The organism is Pseudomonas sp. A-R-19 (genome assembly GCF_019956575.1).
In the GTDB taxonomy this organism is placed as follows: Bacteria; Pseudomonadota; Gammaproteobacteria; order Pseudomonadales; family Pseudomonadaceae; genus Aquipseudomonas.
The window spans coordinates 20,835-40,417 of sequence record NZ_JAHBDR010000069.1 but is presented as its reverse complement, the minus strand read 5'-3'; the positions used below and the strand labels follow the sequence as shown (position 1 = coordinate 40,417).

General features: G+C 50.6%; 16 protein-coding genes and 1 pseudogene. 13 read left to right on the top strand and 4 right to left on the bottom strand.

The annotated features are described in order from the left end of the window. The first annotated feature begins 81 nt into the window (after positions 1-81). Positions 82-984 carry a DUF6236 family protein gene (locus tag KGA88_RS19770; RefSeq protein WP_223593705.1) on the top strand — a complete coding sequence of 301 codons (903 nt, stop codon included), beginning with the start codon at positions 82-84 and terminating at the stop codon, positions 982-984. 95 nt (positions 985-1,079) lie between these two features. Beyond that, the gene (locus KGA88_RS19765) at positions 1,080-1,895 is read left to right on the top strand and encodes a hypothetical protein (protein WP_223593703.1); all 816 of its coding nucleotides are present in this window, start codon (positions 1,080-1,082) and stop codon (positions 1,893-1,895) included. A gap of 14 nt (positions 1,896-1,909) precedes the next feature. Here KGA88_RS19765 and KGA88_RS19760 read toward each other — a convergent pair. After that, positions 1,910-2,766 (bottom strand): annotated as a pseudogene (locus KGA88_RS19760) (phage portal protein). Continuing rightward, complete coding sequence (locus KGA88_RS19755) at positions 2,763-3,113, bottom strand: DUF6124 family protein (RefSeq protein WP_223593701.1); 351 nt, start codon at positions 3,111-3,113, stop codon at positions 2,763-2,765. The pseudogene KGA88_RS19760 and the gene KGA88_RS19755 overlap by 4 nt, the downstream one beginning before the upstream one ends. Positions 3,114-3,544: 431 nt before the next feature. Here KGA88_RS19755 and dusA point away from each other — a divergent pair, with 431 nt between their 5' ends. After that, positions 3,545-4,540 (top strand): tRNA dihydrouridine(20/20a) synthase DusA, encoded by a 996-nt coding sequence (gene dusA, locus KGA88_RS19750; protein ID WP_223593699.1) that lies wholly within the window; start codon positions 3,545-3,547, stop codon positions 4,538-4,540. Positions 4,541-4,556: 16 nt separating this feature from the next. On the opposite strand, the gene KGA88_RS19745 is transcribed toward dusA, so the two are convergent. Then, entirely contained in the window at positions 4,557-5,390 is an 834-nt protein-coding gene (locus tag KGA88_RS19745; RefSeq protein ID WP_223593696.1) for an undecaprenyl-diphosphate phosphatase, read from the bottom strand. A 523-nt stretch (positions 5,391-5,913) separates the two neighbouring features. On the opposite strand from KGA88_RS19745, the gene KGA88_RS19740 reads away from it, so the two are divergent. From KGA88_RS19740 to KGA88_RS19725, 4 genes are all read left to right on the top strand, one after another. Next, the gene (locus KGA88_RS19740) at positions 5,914-6,654 is read left to right on the top strand and encodes a winged helix-turn-helix domain-containing protein (protein WP_223593694.1); all 741 of its coding nucleotides are present in this window, start codon (positions 5,914-5,916) and stop codon (positions 6,652-6,654) included. 29 nt (positions 6,655-6,683) lie between these two features. Continuing rightward, a complete protein-coding gene (locus KGA88_RS19735) occupies positions 6,684-7,427 on the top strand; it encodes an EAL domain-containing protein (protein ID WP_223593691.1) in 744 nt (247 codons plus the stop codon). 34 nt (positions 7,428-7,461) lie between these two features. Continuing rightward, the gene (locus tag KGA88_RS19730) at positions 7,462-8,142 is read left to right on the top strand and encodes a transcriptional regulator (protein WP_223593689.1); all 681 of its coding nucleotides are present in this window, start codon (positions 7,462-7,464) and stop codon (positions 8,140-8,142) included. Positions 8,143-8,506: 364 nt separating this feature from the next. Next, positions 8,507-9,901: an undecaprenyl-phosphate glucose phosphotransferase gene (locus tag KGA88_RS19725; RefSeq protein WP_223593686.1), complete on the top strand. Its 1,395-nt coding sequence runs from the start codon at positions 8,507-8,509 to the stop codon at positions 9,899-9,901. Positions 9,902-10,384: 483 nt separating this feature from the next. Here the strand turns inward: KGA88_RS19725 and rfaH are convergent, their stop codons facing one another. Continuing rightward, positions 10,385-10,927, bottom strand: coding sequence for a transcription/translation regulatory transformer protein RfaH (gene rfaH, locus KGA88_RS19720; protein WP_411740859.1), 543 nt, complete (start codon positions 10,925-10,927; stop codon positions 10,385-10,387). A 635-nt stretch (positions 10,928-11,562) separates the two neighbouring features. On the opposite strand from rfaH, the gene KGA88_RS19715 reads away from it, so the two are divergent. From KGA88_RS19715 to KGA88_RS19690, 6 genes are all read left to right on the top strand, one after another. Further along, on the top strand, positions 11,563-12,003 hold the full coding sequence (locus KGA88_RS19715; RefSeq protein WP_223593683.1) for a low molecular weight protein-tyrosine-phosphatase: 441 nt from the start codon (positions 11,563-11,565) through the stop codon (positions 12,001-12,003). A gap of 37 nt (positions 12,004-12,040) precedes the next feature. After that, entirely contained in the window at positions 12,041-14,266 is a 2,226-nt protein-coding gene (locus KGA88_RS19710; RefSeq protein WP_223593680.1) for a polysaccharide biosynthesis tyrosine autokinase, read from the top strand. 338 nt (positions 14,267-14,604) lie between these two features. Next, the gene (gene wecB, locus KGA88_RS19705) at positions 14,605-15,723 is read left to right on the top strand and encodes a non-hydrolyzing UDP-N-acetylglucosamine 2-epimerase (protein WP_223593736.1); all 1,119 of its coding nucleotides are present in this window, start codon (positions 14,605-14,607) and stop codon (positions 15,721-15,723) included. Between the two features lie 87 nt (positions 15,724-15,810). Continuing rightward, positions 15,811-17,079, top strand: a complete 1,269-nt coding sequence (gene wecC, locus KGA88_RS19700; protein ID WP_223593678.1) for a UDP-N-acetyl-D-mannosamine dehydrogenase — start codon at positions 15,811-15,813, stop codon at positions 17,077-17,079. Between the two features lie 53 nt (positions 17,080-17,132). After that, positions 17,133-18,410, top strand: coding sequence for a Vi polysaccharide biosynthesis UDP-N-acetylglucosamine C-6 dehydrogenase TviB (gene tviB / locus KGA88_RS19695; protein WP_223593675.1), 1,278 nt, complete (start codon positions 17,133-17,135; stop codon positions 18,408-18,410). An 84-nt stretch (positions 18,411-18,494) separates the two neighbouring features. Then, positions 18,495-19,529 carry an SDR family oxidoreductase gene (locus tag KGA88_RS19690; RefSeq protein WP_223593673.1) on the top strand — a complete coding sequence of 345 codons (1,035 nt, stop codon included), beginning with the start codon at positions 18,495-18,497 and terminating at the stop codon, positions 19,527-19,529. Positions 19,530-19,583: the final 54 nt, after the last annotated feature.

Sequence of the window (19,583 nt, the reverse complement as noted above, 5' to 3'; positions counted from 1 at the left end):
GAATTCAAGATGCAGCTTATTGATGCCTGCAGGCTCGAACATCCTGACGTTTGATCGAGAGTATTTACTGGGGAGTAATTTATGGGTGAAGCAAAACATCGTAAAGAGCACGATCCCGAATACGGAAAACCGCGACCCAAAATGCGAGGCTTAATATTAAGCTCTCCAGGCACTGCACACATTGGCGCCAACACATTTCATGGAAGCGGGCAACTGGATAAAACAGATCTGCGCGCATCTCTATTTTATTGGGATAGGCTTATGTGGCCTACAAACAACATCCTCAACAATATGGGCGACGCTGACTCACAATTCCTTGAATCCGCAGGAATAATGTCTAGGCCGAGAATCGTGGTATGGGGGGATATGGCGAGCGCATCCGTCAATGCCATAAATCAGGCATTGGTAGATGCGGAAGCCAAAGAACCAGGGATCTGGAGCATTGGGGAGGGCGTCAACTCGCTCAGCATTGCTGATCGCTGGATGGTGCCGCGCCAAGGTACACGTATTGAATTGATCAATGCGATCCCACTCCCTAAAGACACGGTACCGCTGGCGGAGATTCTGGACTTCAAAGCCAAGAGGCGTCCTGAACTGCTTGCCTTCAGATCCTACTTGGAAGAAATGACCCAAGAGATCAATGGTTCGGCTGACAGTGTTGACGCGTTGTCGCGAAAGCTGAAAGAACTTGATCTGGCGTGCGCGGACCTATTCAAAACCACTAAAGAGTGGCAACTCCCTCTTTATCTTTCAGATCTTAAGGTGTCGATGAACACTGATTTTGCAAAATCTATAGATATGGGAACAAAAGCCTGGGGAAAGCTAGACGATATAGGAATGAGTGAAACAGCAAAGATTGTGGGCGCAACTCTAGCTGGCGTATCAAGCCTTTGCTCTGTTAAACCGGACTTTAAACTACAAAGCATTAGGCGGCCGACATCGCCGTACAAATACCTGTATCTAGCACAGCGAGAGCTTTTCTAGTTCTGACCGGATGTAAAAAACATCGCCACTATGGCAATCGACTATCATCAAGCCGGACAAAAGTTAACTTTAGACATACACAAGGAAAAGAAACTTTGAAACTGCATGAAGCAAAAACTTACGTACCATCGATAGTTGATCTAATTCTTTGTTTTTCAGGAATTTTGTGCATTTGCACCGGCGTCTTTTACCTGATTACTGGTAAAATCGAATTAGCCACGACGGGACTCGGATCCGGTTTACTGTTGTTGTTTGCCGCAACCATCGATAGATTTGAATCCTTAAAAGGATTAGGTCTTGAAGCAAAGACCAGAGAATTAAAGGAAACAATTACCGAGGCAACCGAGACGCTCGTCCAGTTGCGCCAACTGGCTGAGATATCCGGTAGAACATTGAATTCGCTCGTAGCAAAGGTAAGGATCTCCTTTTCGGTGAAGGATGCCCATGAAATTGCCCAAGAAATAAAAAAAAACCTAACCGACTTGAAATCTGAAGAGAGCTCAATAGTGCGGGCGCTGCGACCATGGGTCCAAGGTCTTTGCAGTGAACTAGGCCAGCGTTTAGCGATCGATTTCGTCAATGATTATCGCACTGTCGGACTATCTATCGAGACACAAATTACTGACATGCCCTATACGGCAGAGGCCGCTAACCCGGAGCGCGAGGCGTTAATCCAGTATCGCGAAACTATTGAGAGACACAGTAACAAAAGTTACGAAGCTGAAAAGTGGCCAGCGGAGGAGCTTTTGGCCAATCTTCGAAATCATGTTTCGACTGCTCCAGGCGCTAACGCCGAAATGAAGGCTAGAAATTTGGCCTTGATTGAGTCTTGGGCTGAAGAAGTAAACTATCTACTGAAATTCAGCGATTTAAAAACACCGCAGCTATGGACCGATAAATTCTTTCGGTGAATCGCCAATGACGCCTACTCCACTTCAATTGGTTTGAACCTGAAAATCTCTTCTCCTAGCCATTCATTCACCTGCTGGAGCCGCACCTGAATCGGCTCCAGCTCGTTCATCGCCCAGATCTGTGCCGCTCCTTGATCGAGCCAAAGCCACCGGTGTTTTGCGGCACGATGCCCATCAACTGCGGCGGTATCCGCAAGGAGGCTAGCATGTCGTCACGACTGATGTTTTTGATCGAGCCGAACTCATACTTCGCCACCACCTCACCGACCGGTATCAACTGGATGCCATCCTTCTTGCCACTTGGTGCATACATGAACAGGTTGCGAAAGTTGCCCTCCCTTCGCTGACTTGAGCGCCGAACGCAGCGCAGCAACGTCGGCTTCGTTCTCCGCCGTATCCGTCATGTACATGATGAAACCGACATGGCTGCCGTTGTTGTAATACTTGCGGCGGAACAGGGTGGCGGATTCGTTGAGCAGCGCGCTCCGCAAGGCTGGCAACCACTCCGGCAAACCGTAAATCTCCTGGTTAATGTCGGCCTCGCGCAGATGGCGCTCGTCCCGCCAACCGCGCCCCTGATAGTAAGTCTCCAGATCCGCCCCTCGGCGCATGTAATTACCCAGTGCAGGCTCCAAGTCCAGGGCGCGGTACAGATTGTTGCACCTGAAGTTGATGCCTGACTGCAGGACCACACTCGCCCTAGATAACCTACCTATCCCATCCTGCGACATAGGCGGTTCGTAACAGCACCCGTTCAGCCAGCATTCTATGTAATCGAGGATACCCACTCATCGAGTACCGAGGTCGGATAACCAAAGGTGAAGGCTCCATGCTCCCGCCAATAAAGGGCTGCAATTCGATTGCTCGTCAAACACCACCCGACGGATCAACATTATCCAACGCCCGATTCACCAACAACTCCCCCACCACCGCCAACTGCTGAATCGACAGCGCCAGACTGCGTGGCGAGCCTTCGAGCTTGCAGGCCAGATCGGTGGTGAGGACGTTCAGCGACGCGAGGGTTTCGCAGGCGTGGCACAGCAAGGTTTCGGTGTCGACGTCGGGAAGGATGGTAAAGACGTGACAGATGGGGTCAGCGTGATTGGGGTTGCGCAGGCGTTTACTGACGATGCGATGACTAGCTTCGGAAAGCTGGTCGAGATCAAGAGGATCGCAAGCGGTTGAGGCAACCGGAGGATCAGGCGTGATTTTTTTCATGGTTGTCGTTCCTAGAATTGAATGAAGGAACTGCCAGCATCACTTCCACATGATGGGGTGGCAGCTGTGCGCAGGTGTGGAAGACCGGGGATCTAGGAACCCGGCGCACCCGAAGGTGCCCCGCGCACAGCCGCCATAATTTAACAGCAGACATGGAAAAAGCGCCTGCCTAAATTCAGGTGGCGCCTGTGCGCCTAGATCTTGTGAAGGGCTTCCACACCCTTGTCGCTGAATTTGCAGCAACGCAGAAAGGCTATCCGGGTGTTTGAGGGAGTGCAATGTGGGCGATGGGGACGTGAGTTGCGGGAAATCTCCGACATTTTTGTGCTGATTTAAACGGTCCTGATTACCGGCATTCTGACTCCCGAGCCCCGTCATCCCAATCCTGATAAACTCCCCCTCCTCCCAGCCTCACCGATTCCAGATTCCCAATGTCCGCAGCCAACGCTACACCCGCCCCGCTCTCCCGCCGTTTCTCCGTCGCGCCGATGATGGATTGGACCGACCGCCACTGCCGCTTTTTCCTGCGCTTGCTGTCGAAAAACGCCCTGCTCTACACCGAAATGGTCACCACCGGTGCCCTGCTCAACGGCGATCACGAGCGTTTCCTGCGCCACAACGAGGCCGAGCATCCGCTGGCGTTGCAGCTTGGCGGCAGTGTGCCGCTGGACCTGGCCGCGTGTGCGCGCATGGCGCAGGAGCATGGTTACGACGAGGTGAACCTGAATGTCGGCTGCCCGAGTGATCGGGTGCAGAACAATATGATCGGCGCATGCCTGATGGGGCATCCGCAGTTGGTGGCCGATTGTGTGAAGGCGATGCGTGATGCGGTGTCGATTCCGGTGACGGTCAAGCATCGGATCGGGATCAATGGGCGGGACAGTTACGAGGAGCTGTGTGATTTTGTCGGCACGGTGCGGGATGCCGGCTGCACCAGTTTTACCGTGCATGCGCGGATTGCGATTCTGGAGGGGTTGTCGCCGAAGGAGAACCGCGACATTCCGCCCCTGCGTTATGACGCGGCGGCGCGGTTGAAGGCGGATTTTCCCGAGCTGGAGATCATTCTCAACGGCGGGATCAAGACGCTGGAGGCCTGCCACGAGCATTTGCAGACGTTCGACGGCGTGATGTTGGGCCGCGAGGCGTATCACAATCCTTATGTGATGGCCGAGGTGGATCAACAGCTGTTTGGCAGCACGGCTCCGGTGATCAGCCGCGCCGAGGCGCTGGCGCAGTTGCGGCCTTATATTGCCGCGCATATCGATGCCGGTGGTTCGATGCACCACATCACGCGGCATGTGTTGGGGTTGGGCACCGGGTTCCCGGGGGCGCGCAAGTTTCGGCAGTTGTTGTCGGTGGATATCCACAAGGCCAAGGAGCCTTTGGCCTTGCTGGATCAGGCAGCGCAGTTGCTTGAAGGGCGTTAAGCGCTGCAGCAAACATTCAAAGCGCTGCCGCTTCAGTCCAGTTGATCCAACCGAATCCCCATGTGGCCAGGATCAGCAAACCAAATGCAATTCGATACCAGGCGAACGCAGCGTAACTGTGGTTGGCGATGAATTTCAGCAAACCACGTACCGCGATCATGGCGAAGATGAACGCGGTCACGAAGCCCAGGGCAAACACCGGCAGATCGCTGGCCTGGAACAGATCCCGGTACTTATACCCGGAATAAACGGCGGCGCCGACCATGGTTGGCATGGCCAGAAAAAATGAAAACTCGGTTGCCGCCTTGCGCGACAGCCCAAACAACAGCCCCCCGATAATGGTCGATCCTGAGCGCGAAGTGCCGGGTATCATGGCCAGGCATTGCGCGAAACCGACCTTAAGGGCGTCGCTCCAGCGCATATCGTCAACATGGTCGACATACACCACATGTTCCCGTTTTTCGGCCCACAACATGATGATGCCGCCCACCACTAATGCCACTGCCACAGTGATCGGATTAAACAGATACTCATGGATCTTATCGGCGAACAATACCCCCAAGACCACTGCCGGAAGAAAACCGATTAATAGATTCAAGGTGAAACGTTGTGCATTGCGTTGGGTCGGTAAGCCGGTAACGATATCGAGAATCTTGCGACGGAACTCCCAGACAACCGCCAGGATCGCGCCCAATTGAATGATGATGTTAAAGGCCATGGCTCGCTCGCCGCCGAAGCTGAGCAAGTCCGCGACAACTATCTGGTGCCCCGTACTTGATATAGGCAAAAATTCCGTCAGACCTTCGACCATCCCTAAAATCAACACTGATATGGTTGTCCAAAGATCCATCAATCCCCCCTCACCAACAAATACCAATGCGTCGACCCCGCTCTAATTCAACGCCAACACGAAAGTAAAGCGCATTAGGCCGATTAATAAAACCCAATGTTATGAAATGTCCATGACCGATACCACCAACACGAACGTTATACAACAGTTAATATTGGATAGTGCTGAGCCAAACAAAAGCAATAACTCGCATTTAAAACTACAAAGCCCTACAGCCTCATGACACCCAATCAAAAAAATCAAGTAGCGGGAACTTTAGCGATATGCACGGTCGTATTGATGCGAAAACGCGGGACCCTGAGGCAATAGATGGCATAGTGCCATGACCTGCCAGCCCACGAGATTGCCATAGACCACCAGACATCTCGAACCACAAGCGAGCAAACGATCACGTCAGAATGACCGGCAATGTTAAAAAAACGTAACGAGCGCTTGAAAAAACGGTGAAATGTTACCAATTGTCAGTCACAAACAAGAATGAGTGCTTTAACATTCAAATGCCAGCACCCATCCGAGTCAAAGCATGATGCTTACAGGGAAAATAACGACTACAGGCCACAGCGACGCGAAGGAGGAGACAGGTATTCTCACCATTGGGCGAACCCATACGCTAGCTGAGGGCTTTAGGGAATTAGTCGCAAGCCACGTAGGCAAGGATATTGCCGTCGATGCACTGTGCTATAGCAACTCATTCAAAAGAAACAACGATCCTGGTTCATACCGTGCAATTTTTATCGTAATCGACAGCCCTCAAGCGTTTGTTGAAAGCCTCACCGTGGTAGAAAATGTTCGCGCCGAAAATCTGGCGTCAATAATTTTTGTAGCCATCACCGGTAGAGGCACTTACAACAAGATGAAATATTATTTTGCCGGGGCCGACTACTGTATTAATTGCGACACTTTTGCAGACGAAAACACTGACCTACTGTCCGAGTTTTTTGACAGTCCCGAATGGCAAAAAAAGCATAATATGTTTTTGGACCCCACTCGCATGTGCCTTATTGGCGACTATAAAAAACTGGATGTATCGTTTGCAGAAATGAAAATTCTTGAGGCTTTTTCTCAAACAAAAAACCAAATCTTGAGCCATGATGAAATCGCCAGGATCATGGGGCTGAATATAAATTTTTATGATCCAAGAGCCTTGGAAAAGTCGATCAGTCGCCTTCGCGGAAAAATAAAAGGCATATATGGCATCAACGCCATTCAAAGTATTCGTGGGCATGGATATCGTTTAATCAGGGGTCTGATCTCGACAACCTGATTCTTAGTGTAGAAGGGAGTTTCTGTATTATGAACGCAACAGGGAGCGTGCGACTCTACGGTCACGCAGAGCATTACCTGTCTCGACAATTGATCCTCACTCGGGATGACTGCCCGTTTGGCAGCGAGATCAGAATACATTTTGACGACTCCGCTTCCGCGCCCTCCGCGCCAGAGGCGCATCAGATGAGTGGGATCTACAGTGAAGTACTGATGCAAACCAGGCTGATTGCATTTTCGCTGAAAGATCACAACACCACTAACGGAAGTAAATACTTAAGCCGTAGATTTGTTTGCGTAAGACAGTCAGATCTTGCCAACTCTGCGCTCACAGAAGAGCTGATACAGTCCGGCGATGCTCTGCGCGAATATGGCCAGACACTGGTTATCGCGCTCAATGAACTCCCCCTCTCCGCAGTCAGCTTCGTAGAAAAAAAGAAAATCCTTCGCAACGTATATCTATTGAAAGACCATGGCGTAGAAATCGCGTTTGACGACTACAACATCGACAATCAAAGTATCGAAATCCTTACAACCCTGGATTTATTCGACTATATAAAAATTTCTATTTCCTCTCTAGACTTGAGCCTCAAGCTCAGTGGCAACCCAGAGTTATTCAATCGCCTCCACGAACGTATGACCATGCTCACGCACAACACAAAAGTCTCCTTTATAGCGGACAGAGTCGAGCATGCTGCTAGTCATATACTGGCACGCGCACTGCCCTTTGATTACTTCCAAGGGAGTCATTACTCCCCTGCCGACAAACTTTAAACCAATACCAAGACGTGAAACTCAGGAGAGAGCCATGGATAGCAGCACAACCCTCCCTAGAAAATACTTTGTCGTGGTTACTCACAACCCCGCACTACAACTAGAGCTTGAGGCATTACTGTCCAGCAAGCGATACAACAATTTCGGCACGTCGCAGGCGAAGGTGTTTTTTGAAGGCGTTGCCCCACCCACCTCTGCACCTAAGCTTATGGAAGTTATTTTCCCGCATGTAGCCAAAATGGCTCCTCCGGTTATCAAGCATGATACTCAGCGCATACTTTCGACGTTCAAGTCCGAATGGCAAGCCTCCCAATCCATAACCAAGTTTACTCACTTCACATCAACCGCAGAAAGCTCCAGGGATGACACCAGGGAATCTGTCACCCAGCCAGCCAAACCGCACACTCCAGCGACAGAAACCTGGCGACTGAGTGATAGCACTGGCGCGCTGATCAAAGATGACGTGGAGATTGTCTTGACTGGCCTGGAGGCCACGCTGCTTAAAAAAATGCTGCACCATGATGATCGCGTGGTCAGCAAGGACGATCTTATCCGCAGCATCGGCAGAGAACCTGAACATTATCGGGGTCTCGAAATGTGCCTAAGCCGATTACAGGAAAAGTTTAAAAACGCCAGCAACGGCGAACGCCTTTTTCGTGCAGTAAGGAATCGTGGGTACTGCGTGATACAAAAAATCGTACGCGTAAAAATCTAGCCTGAGCAATTCCGATGTTCACCTCGGAAGTGCAGAATAACAATAATAAAGCACGCCAACCCATCTCTTATCCATACTCCCCGCCCCATCCACGCCTGCTATAAAGCCATGTTAATAAAGTTGAAGCCAGACTATTTCTAACGCGCCTCTCGCCCATATATATCAACCAGATACACCAACCACTCGTTAAAAGTCGTCAGACAGCGTCCGCACTAATAAATTAATCTACCCATTGATGACTGCGCCACCCCTTTGGCGCTTCGATCGTCAATGCATCGCCATCTAATATTAGCAATAACTCTTAGTGCATTAATTTTGGCTCTTGTCTGCCGAAACACGAATGGACGTATTTTGGGGATACCGTATGGTTAACAATCTTCGTATCAATCGAAATACCACCCTCAAAGGATTGACCTTCTGGGGACAGTGGGCAATGGGTCAGGGCTTTGTCGTCGCCCTGTTACTTTTATTGGTTTACTACCAGACTGGAACGGTAGAGTTCTATTATCGAGTATGTGCAACACTTACTGTGCTTGCATCGGTTCCGGCCTATACATGGTGCGGCGTCTATGCAAAGAAAGACAATTACCTGGAAGGGTTGATAAGACTACTGATGGGTTGGTCAATGACACTGGCAGCGTTAGCTATTGTCGCGTTTCTCTGCAAGGCCAATGAACTGTTTTCTCGTCAAATCATCCTGATATGGGCTGTCTGCAGCTACATCGGGCAGGCGCTGTTGTACGTCCCGCTGCATGGTTTTTCGAAGTACTACCAACGGGCGCTTCAAATTGAGCGTAGAACACTGATTGTTGGTACTGGCGAGCTGGCGCTGGGATTGGCTAACAAACTTCGTACCCTCGAGCACTTTCCGTTGGTCGGCCTGGTAAGCTCCGACAACACTCCTTTGCTGGAGACAGGTGCGCCACCTGTCGTAGGCCCACAGGAGGAACTACTGGAACTGATCAAGACCCATGACATCAGACGTCTGTACATCACACTATCCCTGAGTGAAGCGGCAAAAATCGAAGAGATGTATGTCGACTTGCTGGATGCCAACGTCGATGTGGTCTGGGTTCCGGACTTGAACAGTCTGACACTGCTCAATCACTCGGTCAGTGATGTGGATGGCTTGCCGGCGATCCATTTGAACGAAAGCCCGCTGACCAGCCAACCCACTGCCGCATTGAGTAAAAGCCTGTTCGATAAAAGCGTGGCGCTGATGGCCATTGTCGTTCTAAGCCCGTTACTGCTGATCATTGGCCTGGCCGTCAAATTCACTTCCCATGGCCCGGTATTTTTCAAACAGGACCGCCACGGCTGGAACGGGAAGGTCATCAAGGTCTGGAAGTTTCGCTCTATGTGCGTGCACGACGATCACGAAGTGAAGCAAGCCAGCCGTAACGACTCGCGGATTACCCCGATCGGGCGCTTTATCCGTCGCACGTCCATCGATGAGTTGCCGCAGTTGTTCAATGTCTTGCAGGGCCATATGGCGCTGGTCGGGCCACGCCCTCATGCCGTTGCGCACAATAACTACTACTCCGGCAAGATTCTCGCCTACATGGCGCGCCACCGAATCAAACCGGGGATCACCGGGCTGGCTCAAATCAACGGTTGCCGCGGCGAGACCGACACCATCGACAAGATGCAGAAGCGCGTCGAGATCGACCTTAAGTACATCAATAACTGGTCGTTGTGGCTGGATGTGAAAATCCTGGTGAAGACGCCATTCACCCTGCTGTCAAAAGACATTTATTGATGATGCACCTGCAGGTTAACCAGGAGACGCAAGCCATTTGCGCAGTGCGTTAGCCTCGTCACTCGTGGCTGGATCTTCACCAGCCACGCCTGCAACTGCACCAACAGCGACAGGTTGTTCTGCTGCCAACTTTCGTGGCGATGTTCATCGCCAACTTCTTTTAAATCTCCGCTCGATACCGTACAGCTTGATGAGCAGATTCAGGGCGATATCGGCATGCCCGAACTTATCTTCAGGCAGGCGCAACGGCAGCAGTCGACCGCAAAAAAGTGGATACCGGGCAATCGCGTAAAGACATAAACCTGTTCGCGAGCTGAAACGTCAGCGACGCCGCAAAGATGCGGTCATGACTGTGACCGCTACCTTCCCGGCGCTGCGAAAAAAGCTTAATGCCTACGGGGGGGAGCGAAGACGAGAGCAACTAACCTTGTTGCCAGAATGGTATCTGCTCATTGATTGGCTGGCCGGGAGCAACGCGCCGTGTCAATGCTTACTGATATCAACCAGAGGGATGCTGATTCTTTGCTCACGTTGCAGCAACGTCATCAGGAGCAATACACGCTGCTCTCCCTCCATCGCCAGGAAGATCGCTTCCACATCGGCAAAAGGCCCCTCATTGATACGCACCCTCTCGCCACAGGCAAACCGAGCCTCCACAGGAGCTCTGCTATCGTGCTCATGAAGTCGCGCGATCAAGTCATCACCTACAGGCAGCGGTTTGCCTCCAAAACCGACAATTCGCAATACACCGCGGGTAGAACGCAAAGGCGCCCAGCTCTCACCTGAGCCTAGCTGGATAAACAGATAACCCGGAAACAGCGATTCGCGAACAATCCTCCTGCGCCCCTGTAAATCACGTTCGCGCTGGTGCGTTGGGCGAAAACAGGTATACCCCTGGTTATCCAGATTGATCTCTGCACGCTCGTCCTGGTTCGCCTTGCATTGCACCAAATACCAGGCGCTAGCAGCGAGACTCTCAGGCAAGGTTGTTTGAACTGCCGAAGCACTATGGATGGACACAATCACCCCCTTCTCCGCCCATGTGGTCGAGTAGCTCCGTGGTTTTCTCCTCGACCTTGCGACGGATTTCTCCCAAGGATGGAAACGCACCTGAGAAACGGAATTGGCCGATCATGGAAACTGCGCTCTTTAAAAACATGCGAACTTATTGGCGATAAACGAATGCTGGAGAACGCTTTACCCAAAGCAACCCCCTACACCAATCGTCAAACCGCGCCACACGCTATTTAACACAGCCCAATACCGCACAACACAAAAAAGCCGGAAATGTTAGTATTTGTCCGATAACATCCAGCAATGTTATTTTAAGAGTTAGTGATGTTATTTAATATCTGACTTTATATGTTGATATTTTTTTTCCGCACGCACTCAATAACCACGTGGCATTTAATGGTTGAGTTTGTCGTGGGTTGCCAGTTATGATTTTTAGCACAGCAACTGTCAAGCGCGCTCCAAGTCGAGATTCCAGCAGACCAGAGTCTTCGCAGTGAAAAGTTTCATCCAGTACGGCAATTCCTCACGGAAAGAGGCACACACTCAATAGCTGCAAGCCGTCACAAAAGTGCCATTGAAGAAAAACAGAATTTCAGTCTTTCCAATTGCACCATCACCGCAAGTGTGGAATTTCCAGGGAGGTTGCCTTGTTTAACAAGATTCTCATCGTTTGCATTGGCAACATTTGCCGAAGTCCTACTGCAGAACATTTGTTGCGAGATGCACTGGGCCGGTCCGACATCGAAGTCAGCTCCGCGGGTCTTGGCGCGCTACAAGACCACCCTATCGAGTCCACCGCCCGGATCGTACTGGAAGAACATGGCCATCAGCCAAATGAGCACAAAGCCAATCAACTGACCCCCGCCACCATCAGCGAATCGGATCTGATCCTGGTGATGGAGCAGTCCCACATAGACCGTGTTCTCAAGATCGCGCCTGAAGCGCGAGGAAAGGTCTTCTTGCTGGGCAAGTGGCAGGACAACCGCGAAATCAGCGACCCCTACCGTCAAGGCAAACCTGCCTTTGTGCATGCATACGCGTTGATTGAAGAAGCAGTAACCGCCTGGGCACGGCGTCTCGCACGCTAAACCACTCCTCGAATACCTGTTAAAAAAGAACCCACTTATGCAGCAAACTCCAGCATTAACCTCACATGACGATGATGAAATCGACTTGATGGGCCTACTCGGGACACTGGTCGATCATAAATGGTTGATTGCCGGGATCACTGTTGCCTCCATGGCCGTTGGCACGGCGTATGCCGTGTTGGCCAATCCTGTTTACCAGGCAACGGCCTTGATACAGGTGGAGGCAAAAAAAAATGACATGCTCGGTTTCTCCGATATCAACAGCATGTTGGGTAAAGAGTCGCCTTCAGCCACTGAAATCGAATTAATCAAGTCGCGCGCCATCATCGGCAAGGTTGTCGACAATCTGTCGCTCGATATCACTGTCGAGCCGAACCGTTTTCCTGTAATCGGCGACTTTATTGCTCGTAGGTTCAAGCCAGACACAGTTAATACGGTTGCGACGCCCTGGTTTGGCATGAACAGTTTTGCCTGGGGTGGCGAAACCCTGAAAATATTTCAGCTCGAACTCCCACAAGAGCTTCTGGGTCAGGAATTAACGTTGGTCAGCGGCGAAAGTGGCCACTTCACTTTGCTGGATGAAGACGACAATGTCCTGGTCGAAGGCCAAGTAGGTCAAGCCTATGACAAAGACGGCATTAAACTGCAGGTCGAAGTGTTGCAGGCGAATCCTGGTACAACGTTCAGCATTGTACGTGATCAGCGCCTGACCAGTATTTTGAAGTACCAAAAAGTACTTGATGTATCGGAGCGTGGTAAAGAATCTGGCATGATCGGACTGGCTCTTGAGAGCGAGAAGCCTGCCGAAGCCATTCAGATCCTCAATGAAATCGCCAAACTCTATGTACGACAAAATGTCGAGCGGACATCGGCCGAGGCAGCTCAAAGCCTGGAGTTTCTAAACGATCAACTGCCTCAGGTCCGTAAAGACCTGGAAAAAGCCGAAAACGCCCTGAACAAGTATCAAATTCGCAGTAAATCCATCGATATCAGCCTGGAAGCCAAAGCCATTCTCGACCAGATCGTGGCGCTTGATACCAGTATCTCCGAATTGAAATTGCAGCAAGCGGAAATGGATCGCAAGTTTACCCGCCAGCATCCCGCCTATCGGGCCTTGCTCAGCCAATTAGGCGAGCTGACAGCCAAGCAGAATGGCTTGGCCAAAAAAGTCGAGGGCCTGCCTTCAACACAGCAAGAACTGCTTAGCCTCACCCGCGATGTAAAAGTCAGCACCGAAATTTATACCCAGCTCCTGAATAAATCACAGGAACTGGACGTAATGCGTGCCGGCACCGTAGGCAACGTGCGCTTGATCGATACCGCCGATGTGGATCTGCTTAAGCCCGTTAAACCCAAGAAGGCCCTGATCGTACTCATTGCCACCCTGTTCGGGGCTTTTCTGGCTGCTGCATTGGTGCTTTTTCGCAGAGCCCTTAATCGCGGCGTGGAAAATCCGGATCAAATTGAACAACTGGGATTGCCGGTGTACGCATCCATTCCTTTCAGCACACTGCAAAAAGGTGAGGAAAACAAAACTCTCCGAAGTGGCCGAGGTCGAGCGAGCAAGGCCGCCCCCATACTGGCCAGCAGTCACCCCACCGACCTGGCTATAGAAGGATTGCGCAGCCTGCGCACCAGCCTGCACTTCGCCATGCTCGAAGCCAGCAATAACCGCCTGATGATCTCCGGCCCGAGCCCCAAGGTCGGTAAAACATTCGTTTCAGCAAACCTCGCGGCAGTCATCGCTCAGACCGGCCAGCGTGTATTGCTGATCGACGTGGATATGCGCAAAGGCTATTTGCATAAAGTGTTCGGAACACCCGCTGAAAACGGGCTGTCAGATTTACTCGTCAAGCGCTGCGACCTGGCAACCGCTATCAATAAAACTGAATTCGAGCACCTTGACGTTATCGGTCGCGGACAAATACCGCCCAACCCTTCAGAACTGCTAATGCACGCAAACTTCAGTGCCTTTCTGGACCAAGTCAGCGCCCAGTACGACCTGGTGATTCTGGATACCCCACCGTTGCTAGCGGTGACGGATGCGGCGATTGTCGGCCGCCAGTCGGGCACCAGCTTGATTGTGACGCGCTTTGCACTAAACCCTGTTCGTGAAATTGAATTAACCATGCGCCGTTTTGCACAAAATGGCATTGACTTGAAAGGCGCCATTTTTAATGGCGTTGAAAAACGTGCCTCGGCCAAATATGGCTATGCCGACTATGGTTATTACAACTACGAATATAAATCAGAGAACGTTTAGTTAACTAACCGCTGTCGATACCCCGCTACCGTCGAGCAGAACCGCATGGCGGTAGCCATATCAACTCCACCTTGCTACCTGCAGCTGAAAAGAGATGCAGACACATTAATAAATAATGACGCTCTCAGGGACTGGCAATTAATCCTGGGGCGGTAGCGTGGCAAAAATCAAATTCGTGCTGCCCCACGTCGATGGTTTTCCGTTAATTCGGTGCATTTCTCTTGGTCAACAAAGGTTGGGTCACAGTTGTTTTATGCAACTTCGATCTGAAACGACATTTGTTAGTCCGTCCAAACATCCCTCTACCTTCAGCTACGAATATAGCAATGGATCGCCCTATGAAGACCCTATGCATTTTTGGTACCCGTCCCGAGGCCATTAAAATGGCTCCACTTGCGTTGGCACTGGCGGCAGATGAACGCTTTGAGGCGAAAGTCTGCGTCACCGGCCAACACCGTGAAATGCTCGATCAAGTGCTTGGATTGTTTGCCATTGAACCGGACTTCGACCTGAATATCATGAAGCCCGGCCAGGACCTGACCGATGTGACCAGCGCGATCCTGCAAGGGCTGAAGAAAGTCCTGGCAGAATTCAAACCCGATATTGTGTTGGTGCATGGTGATACCGCCACCACTTTTGCTGCCAGCCTCGCGGCTTACTACCAGCAGATTCCGGTTGCGCACGTGGAAGCCGGTTTGCGCACGGGTAACCTCTACTCGCCGTGGCCGGAAGAAGGCAATCGCAAACTCACGGGCGCGTTGGCCAACCTGCACTTCGCGCCAACCGAAACGTCACAAGCCAATCTGCTGCGCGAGGGCGTCGATCCAGCCACGATCGTCGTCACGGGCAACACAGTGATCGATGCCCTGCTGGATGTCGTCAATCGTCTCGATCAGGACCAGGCACTCCTTGCCCAGGCCTCTGCACCGGCGGCCTTTCTGAACCCTGCTAGAAAACTGATCCTCGTTACAGGCCACCGCCGGGAAAGTTTCGGTGACGGCTTCGAACGCATTTGTCAGGCGTTGATGGAGGTTGCCCAGCAACATCCAGAGGTTGATATCGTCTATCCCGTGCACCTCAATCCCAATGTGCGCGAGCCGGTCAATCGACTCCTGACCGGCATTGACAACATCTACCTGATCGCCCCCCTGGACTACCTGCCTTTCGTCCACATGATGAGCCGTGCGCACATCATCTTGACCGACTCCGGAGGCATCCAGGAGGAAGCGCCGTCACTGGGCAAACCCGTGCTGGTGATGCGCGATACCACAGAACGGCCAGAGGCTGTTGCCGCAGGCACGGTGAAACTGGTCGGCACCGAAACCGCGGATATTGCCCGCGAGTTGAACCGCTTGCTGACCGATACGGTCGCCTACCGCACCATGAGTTACGCCCATAACCCTTACGGCGACGGTAAAGCCTGCCAGCGCATCATCGAGGCGCTGCTCGCTCGCTAACCCCCTCCCTTACGTAACAGCCGTGGCTTTGCCCGGCTGTTACTCGCTTGAAAAACGTATCTACACAACACCATTCAAGGACGTCCCATGCCTTTCAAAACCATCTCCGTCGTTGGTCTCGGGTATATCGGCTTGCCCACTGCGGCTGTCTTCGCTTCGCGCAAAAAACAAGTGATCGGCGTCGACGTTAATCAAAATGCGGTCGATATCATCAACCGTGGTCAGATTCATATCGTTGAGCCAGACCTGGACATGGTTGTGCATGCGGCCGTGACTGAAGGCTACCTGCGCGCCACTACCCGGCCGGAACCCGCCGATGCTTTTTTGATTGCGGTGCCAACTCCGTTCAAGGGCGACCATGAGCCGGACCTGACCTACATCGAATCAGCCAGTAAAAACATTGCCCCGGTGTTGAAGAAAGGCGATCTGGTCATTCTTGAATCGACCTCCCCGGTCGGCGCCACCGAGCAGATGGCCGCCTGGCTCGCCGAAGCCCGTCCAGACCTGAGTTTTCCACAAACCCACGGTGAAAGCTCCGACATCCGCATTGCCCACTGCCCGGAACGCGTACTGCCCGGCCATGTGCTGCGCGAACTGGTGCAGAACGACCGTGTTATCGGTGGCATGACACCGAAGTGCTCGGAGTTGGCCATCAGCCTTTACAAGATCTTCGTCCAGGGCGAATGCATCGTTACCAATGCCCGCACTGCGGAAATGTGCAAACTCACCGAGAACAGCTTTCGCGACGTGAACATTGCCTTCGCCAACGAACTCTCAATGATTTGCGACAAACTGGATATCAACGTCTGGGAACTGATCCGCCTGGCCAACCGCCACCCAAGGGTCAATATCCTGCAACCTGGTCCAGGGGTAGGTGGACACTGCATTGCTGTTGATCCCTGGTTTATTGTCAGCAAGACCCCCGAACACGCCAAGTTGATTCGGACTGCACGTGAAGTAAATGATGGAAAACCTAAATGGGTATTGGAAAAAGTACAGTTAGCTGTCGCTGATTTTTTGCAAACCCATCCAGACAAGAGCGCCCGAGAAGTTACGATTGCCTGCTTCGGGCTGGCCTTCAAACCGGACATAGATGATCTACGAGAAAGTCCTGCGACTGCTATCTGCGAGCAGATCTCAAAAATGCATCCAGGAATTTTGTTAGCTGTCGAACCTAACATTGATCTATTGCCAGCAAAGCTTGAAAAAAATATGTCACTGAGCATGATAGAATCCGCTCTCGCAGAGGCAGACATAATAGTATTACTTGTTGACCATAAAGAATTCAAAGAACTTGAAAGCAGCAGAGTCAGAACTCGCCATGTAATTGACACAAGGGGAATTTGGAAAGGATAAGCCACACACCCTTCACAAATATTATTAAACTCAGCAATTCTAGCGGACACTTTATGCTTTCATTCGACTCGATAAAACTAGCAGTTATTGGCCTAGGATATGTAGGCCTCCCACTCGCTGTTGCTTTTGGCAAAAATCGAAAAGTTCTTGGGTTCGATATAAACAAGCCACGTATTAATGCGCTTAAATCTGGCCACGATACGACACTAGAAGTCAGCGATAGCGAATTAAAAGAAGCAACCTACTTAACATACTGCACAGACCCAGAAAATTTGGCCGAGTGCAATATCTTCATCGTGACTGTACCAACTCCAATCGACGAACATAAAAACCCTGATTTGACGCCACTTATAAAAGCCTCAGAGACCATTGGCAGAGTTCTAAAAAAAGGCGACATAGTAATCTACGAGTCAACCGTTTATCCAGGCGCTACAGAAGAAGAGTGCGTACCTATTCTGGAGAGATACTCTGGATTAAAGTTCAATGAAGATTTTTACGCAGGATACAGCCCTGAGCGTATTAACCCAGGCGACAAAGAACATCGAGTTACGACCATTAAAAAGGTTACATCTGGTTCCACACCAGAAGCAGCAGACCTAATTGACAAACTTTACAACCAAATAATTACAGCCGGCACATATAAAGCCAGTAGTATCAAGGTAGCTGAAGCTGCGAAAGTTATCGAAAACACACAACGCGATTTGAACATCGCGCTGATTAATGAGCTAGCTGTAATCTTTAATAAAATGGGCATTGACACTGAAGAAGTATTAAAAGCCGCCGGAACAAAGTGGAATTTTCTTCCGTTCCGACCTGGTTTGGTTGGAGGACACTGCATCGGCGTGGACCCTTATTACCTTACGCACAAAGCAGAAGCTATAGGTTACCACCCAGAGATAATATTAGCAGGTAGACGCCTGAATGATAGCATGGGCACCTACATTGTATCGCAATTGATCAAGTCCATGCTTAAACAACGCATACATGTTGATGGTGCGCGAGTACTGGTTATGGGTCTTACATTTAAAGAGAACTGCCCAGACTTACGAAACACTCGTATAGTTGATATCGTTAGAGAGCTACAGGAATACAACATCACAGTTGACGTATTCGATCCTTGGATTAATCATGAGGAGGCAAAAAAAGAGTACTCGATTTCTCCTGTGCACGAACCGTCTACCAGCACCTATGACGGGATCATCTTGGCTGTTGCTCATGATGAGTTTCGCTCAATGGGCGCTGACAACATCCGCAAATTTGGCAAGTCAGAACACATCCTCTATGATTTAAAATACTTGCTCAACAAAGAAGACTCTGACTTACGTCTATGAATCACTTTTAAAGTTATATTAAGCGGCGGTCAGAATAGACCGCCACTTAACGCCTATCACTTTAGACGGTAAAGTACCCAATTCATGACGACATACGAACAATTACTTCTCGAACTCCAGCAACACCCTAAGACTTGGCTTGTTACCGGTGCAGCAGGTTTCATTGGTTCGAATCTACTCGAAACGCTACTCAAACACGATCAAGTGGTCATTGGACTCGATAATTTCGCGACTGGACACCAACGTAACTTAGACGAAGTGAAGTCCCTAGTATCGACAACACAATGGGCACGTTTCCGTCTAATAAATGGCGATATTCGCGATTCGAACATATGTGAAATCGCCTGCAAAGGGGTTAATTATGTATTACACCAAGCGGCACTCGGGTCTGTCCCTAGATCAATAAACGATCCTATAACCAGCAATGATACAAATATTACTGGCTTTCTGAATATACTCGTGGCCGCACGCGATGCGAAGGTGGATAGCTTCACTTATGCCGCTAGTAGTTCGACCTATGGTGATCACCCAGCGCTACCAAAGGTAGAGGATACTATAGGCAAACCTCTATCGCCGTACGCAGTGACGAAGTATGTTAACGAATTATATGCAGAGGTATTCGGTAAAACCTATGGTTTCCGCACCATCGGCCTAAGATACTTTAACATTTTTGGTCAACGACAAGACCCTGAAGGTGCCTACGCAGCTGTAATCCCCAAGTGGACCGCAGCGATGATTGCAGGTGATAACGTCTCTATAAATGGTGACGGCGAAACAAGTCGAGATTTCTGTTTCATTGAAAATGCAGTGCAAGCTAATTTATTAGCAGCAGTCTCAAAAAAAGAGGCACGCGATCAACTTTACAACGTAGCATTAAACCATCGCACAAGTCTTAATCAATTATTCAGCATGATCAAAAACTGCCTAGCCACGCACGGCATTAGCTACATCAAAAGCCCAATTTACAGCGACTTTAGAAGTGGAGATGTACGCCACTCTCAGGCCGACATACAAAAAGCGGTAAGTAAGCTTGGGTATGCACCCAAGTACACAATCAATCAAGGTATCGAAAAAGCAATGCCCTGGTACATTAACTTAGCAAAAAAAACAGACGCATAAATACTCCTCGTCAAACCATACCGGCAACATGCCTTCTAATGATCATTTAAAACC

Bases quoted from the DNA above. Each gene is read 5' to 3' on its own strand.
- KGA88_RS19725 (WP_223593686.1), top strand. From the start codon at position 8,507: ATGGTTAACAATCTTCGTATCAATCGAAATACCACCCTCAAAGGATTG.
- KGA88_RS19770 (WP_223593705.1), top strand. From the start codon at position 82: ATGGGTGAAGCAAAACATCGTAAAGAGCACGATCCCGAATACGGAAAA.
- KGA88_RS19740 (WP_223593694.1), top strand. From the start codon at position 5,914: ATGATGCTTACAGGGAAAATAACGACTACAGGCCACAGCGACGCGAAG.
- KGA88_RS19710 (WP_223593680.1), top strand. From the start codon at position 12,041: ATGCAGCAAACTCCAGCATTAACCTCACATGACGATGATGAAATCGAC.
- KGA88_RS19730 (WP_223593689.1), top strand. From the start codon at position 7,462: ATGGATAGCAGCACAACCCTCCCTAGAAAATACTTTGTCGTGGTTACT.
- KGA88_RS19690 (WP_223593673.1), top strand. From the start codon at position 18,495: ATGACGACATACGAACAATTACTTCTCGAACTCCAGCAACACCCTAAG.
- tviB (WP_223593675.1), top strand. From the start codon at position 17,133: ATGCTTTCATTCGACTCGATAAAACTAGCAGTTATTGGCCTAGGATAT.
- KGA88_RS19745 (WP_223593696.1), bottom strand. From the start codon at position 5,390: ATGGATCTTTGGACAACCATATCAGTGTTGATTTTAGGGATGGTCGAA.
- wecB (WP_223593736.1), top strand. From the start codon at position 14,605: ATGAAGACCCTATGCATTTTTGGTACCCGTCCCGAGGCCATTAAAATG.
- KGA88_RS19755 (WP_223593701.1), bottom strand. From the start codon at position 3,113: ATGAAAAAAATCACGCCTGATCCTCCGGTTGCCTCAACCGCTTGCGAT.
- dusA (WP_223593699.1), top strand. From the start codon at position 3,545: ATGTCCGCAGCCAACGCTACACCCGCCCCGCTCTCCCGCCGTTTCTCC.
- KGA88_RS19735 (WP_223593691.1), top strand. From the start codon at position 6,684: ATGAACGCAACAGGGAGCGTGCGACTCTACGGTCACGCAGAGCATTAC.
- wecC (WP_223593678.1), top strand. From the start codon at position 15,811: ATGCCTTTCAAAACCATCTCCGTCGTTGGTCTCGGGTATATCGGCTTG.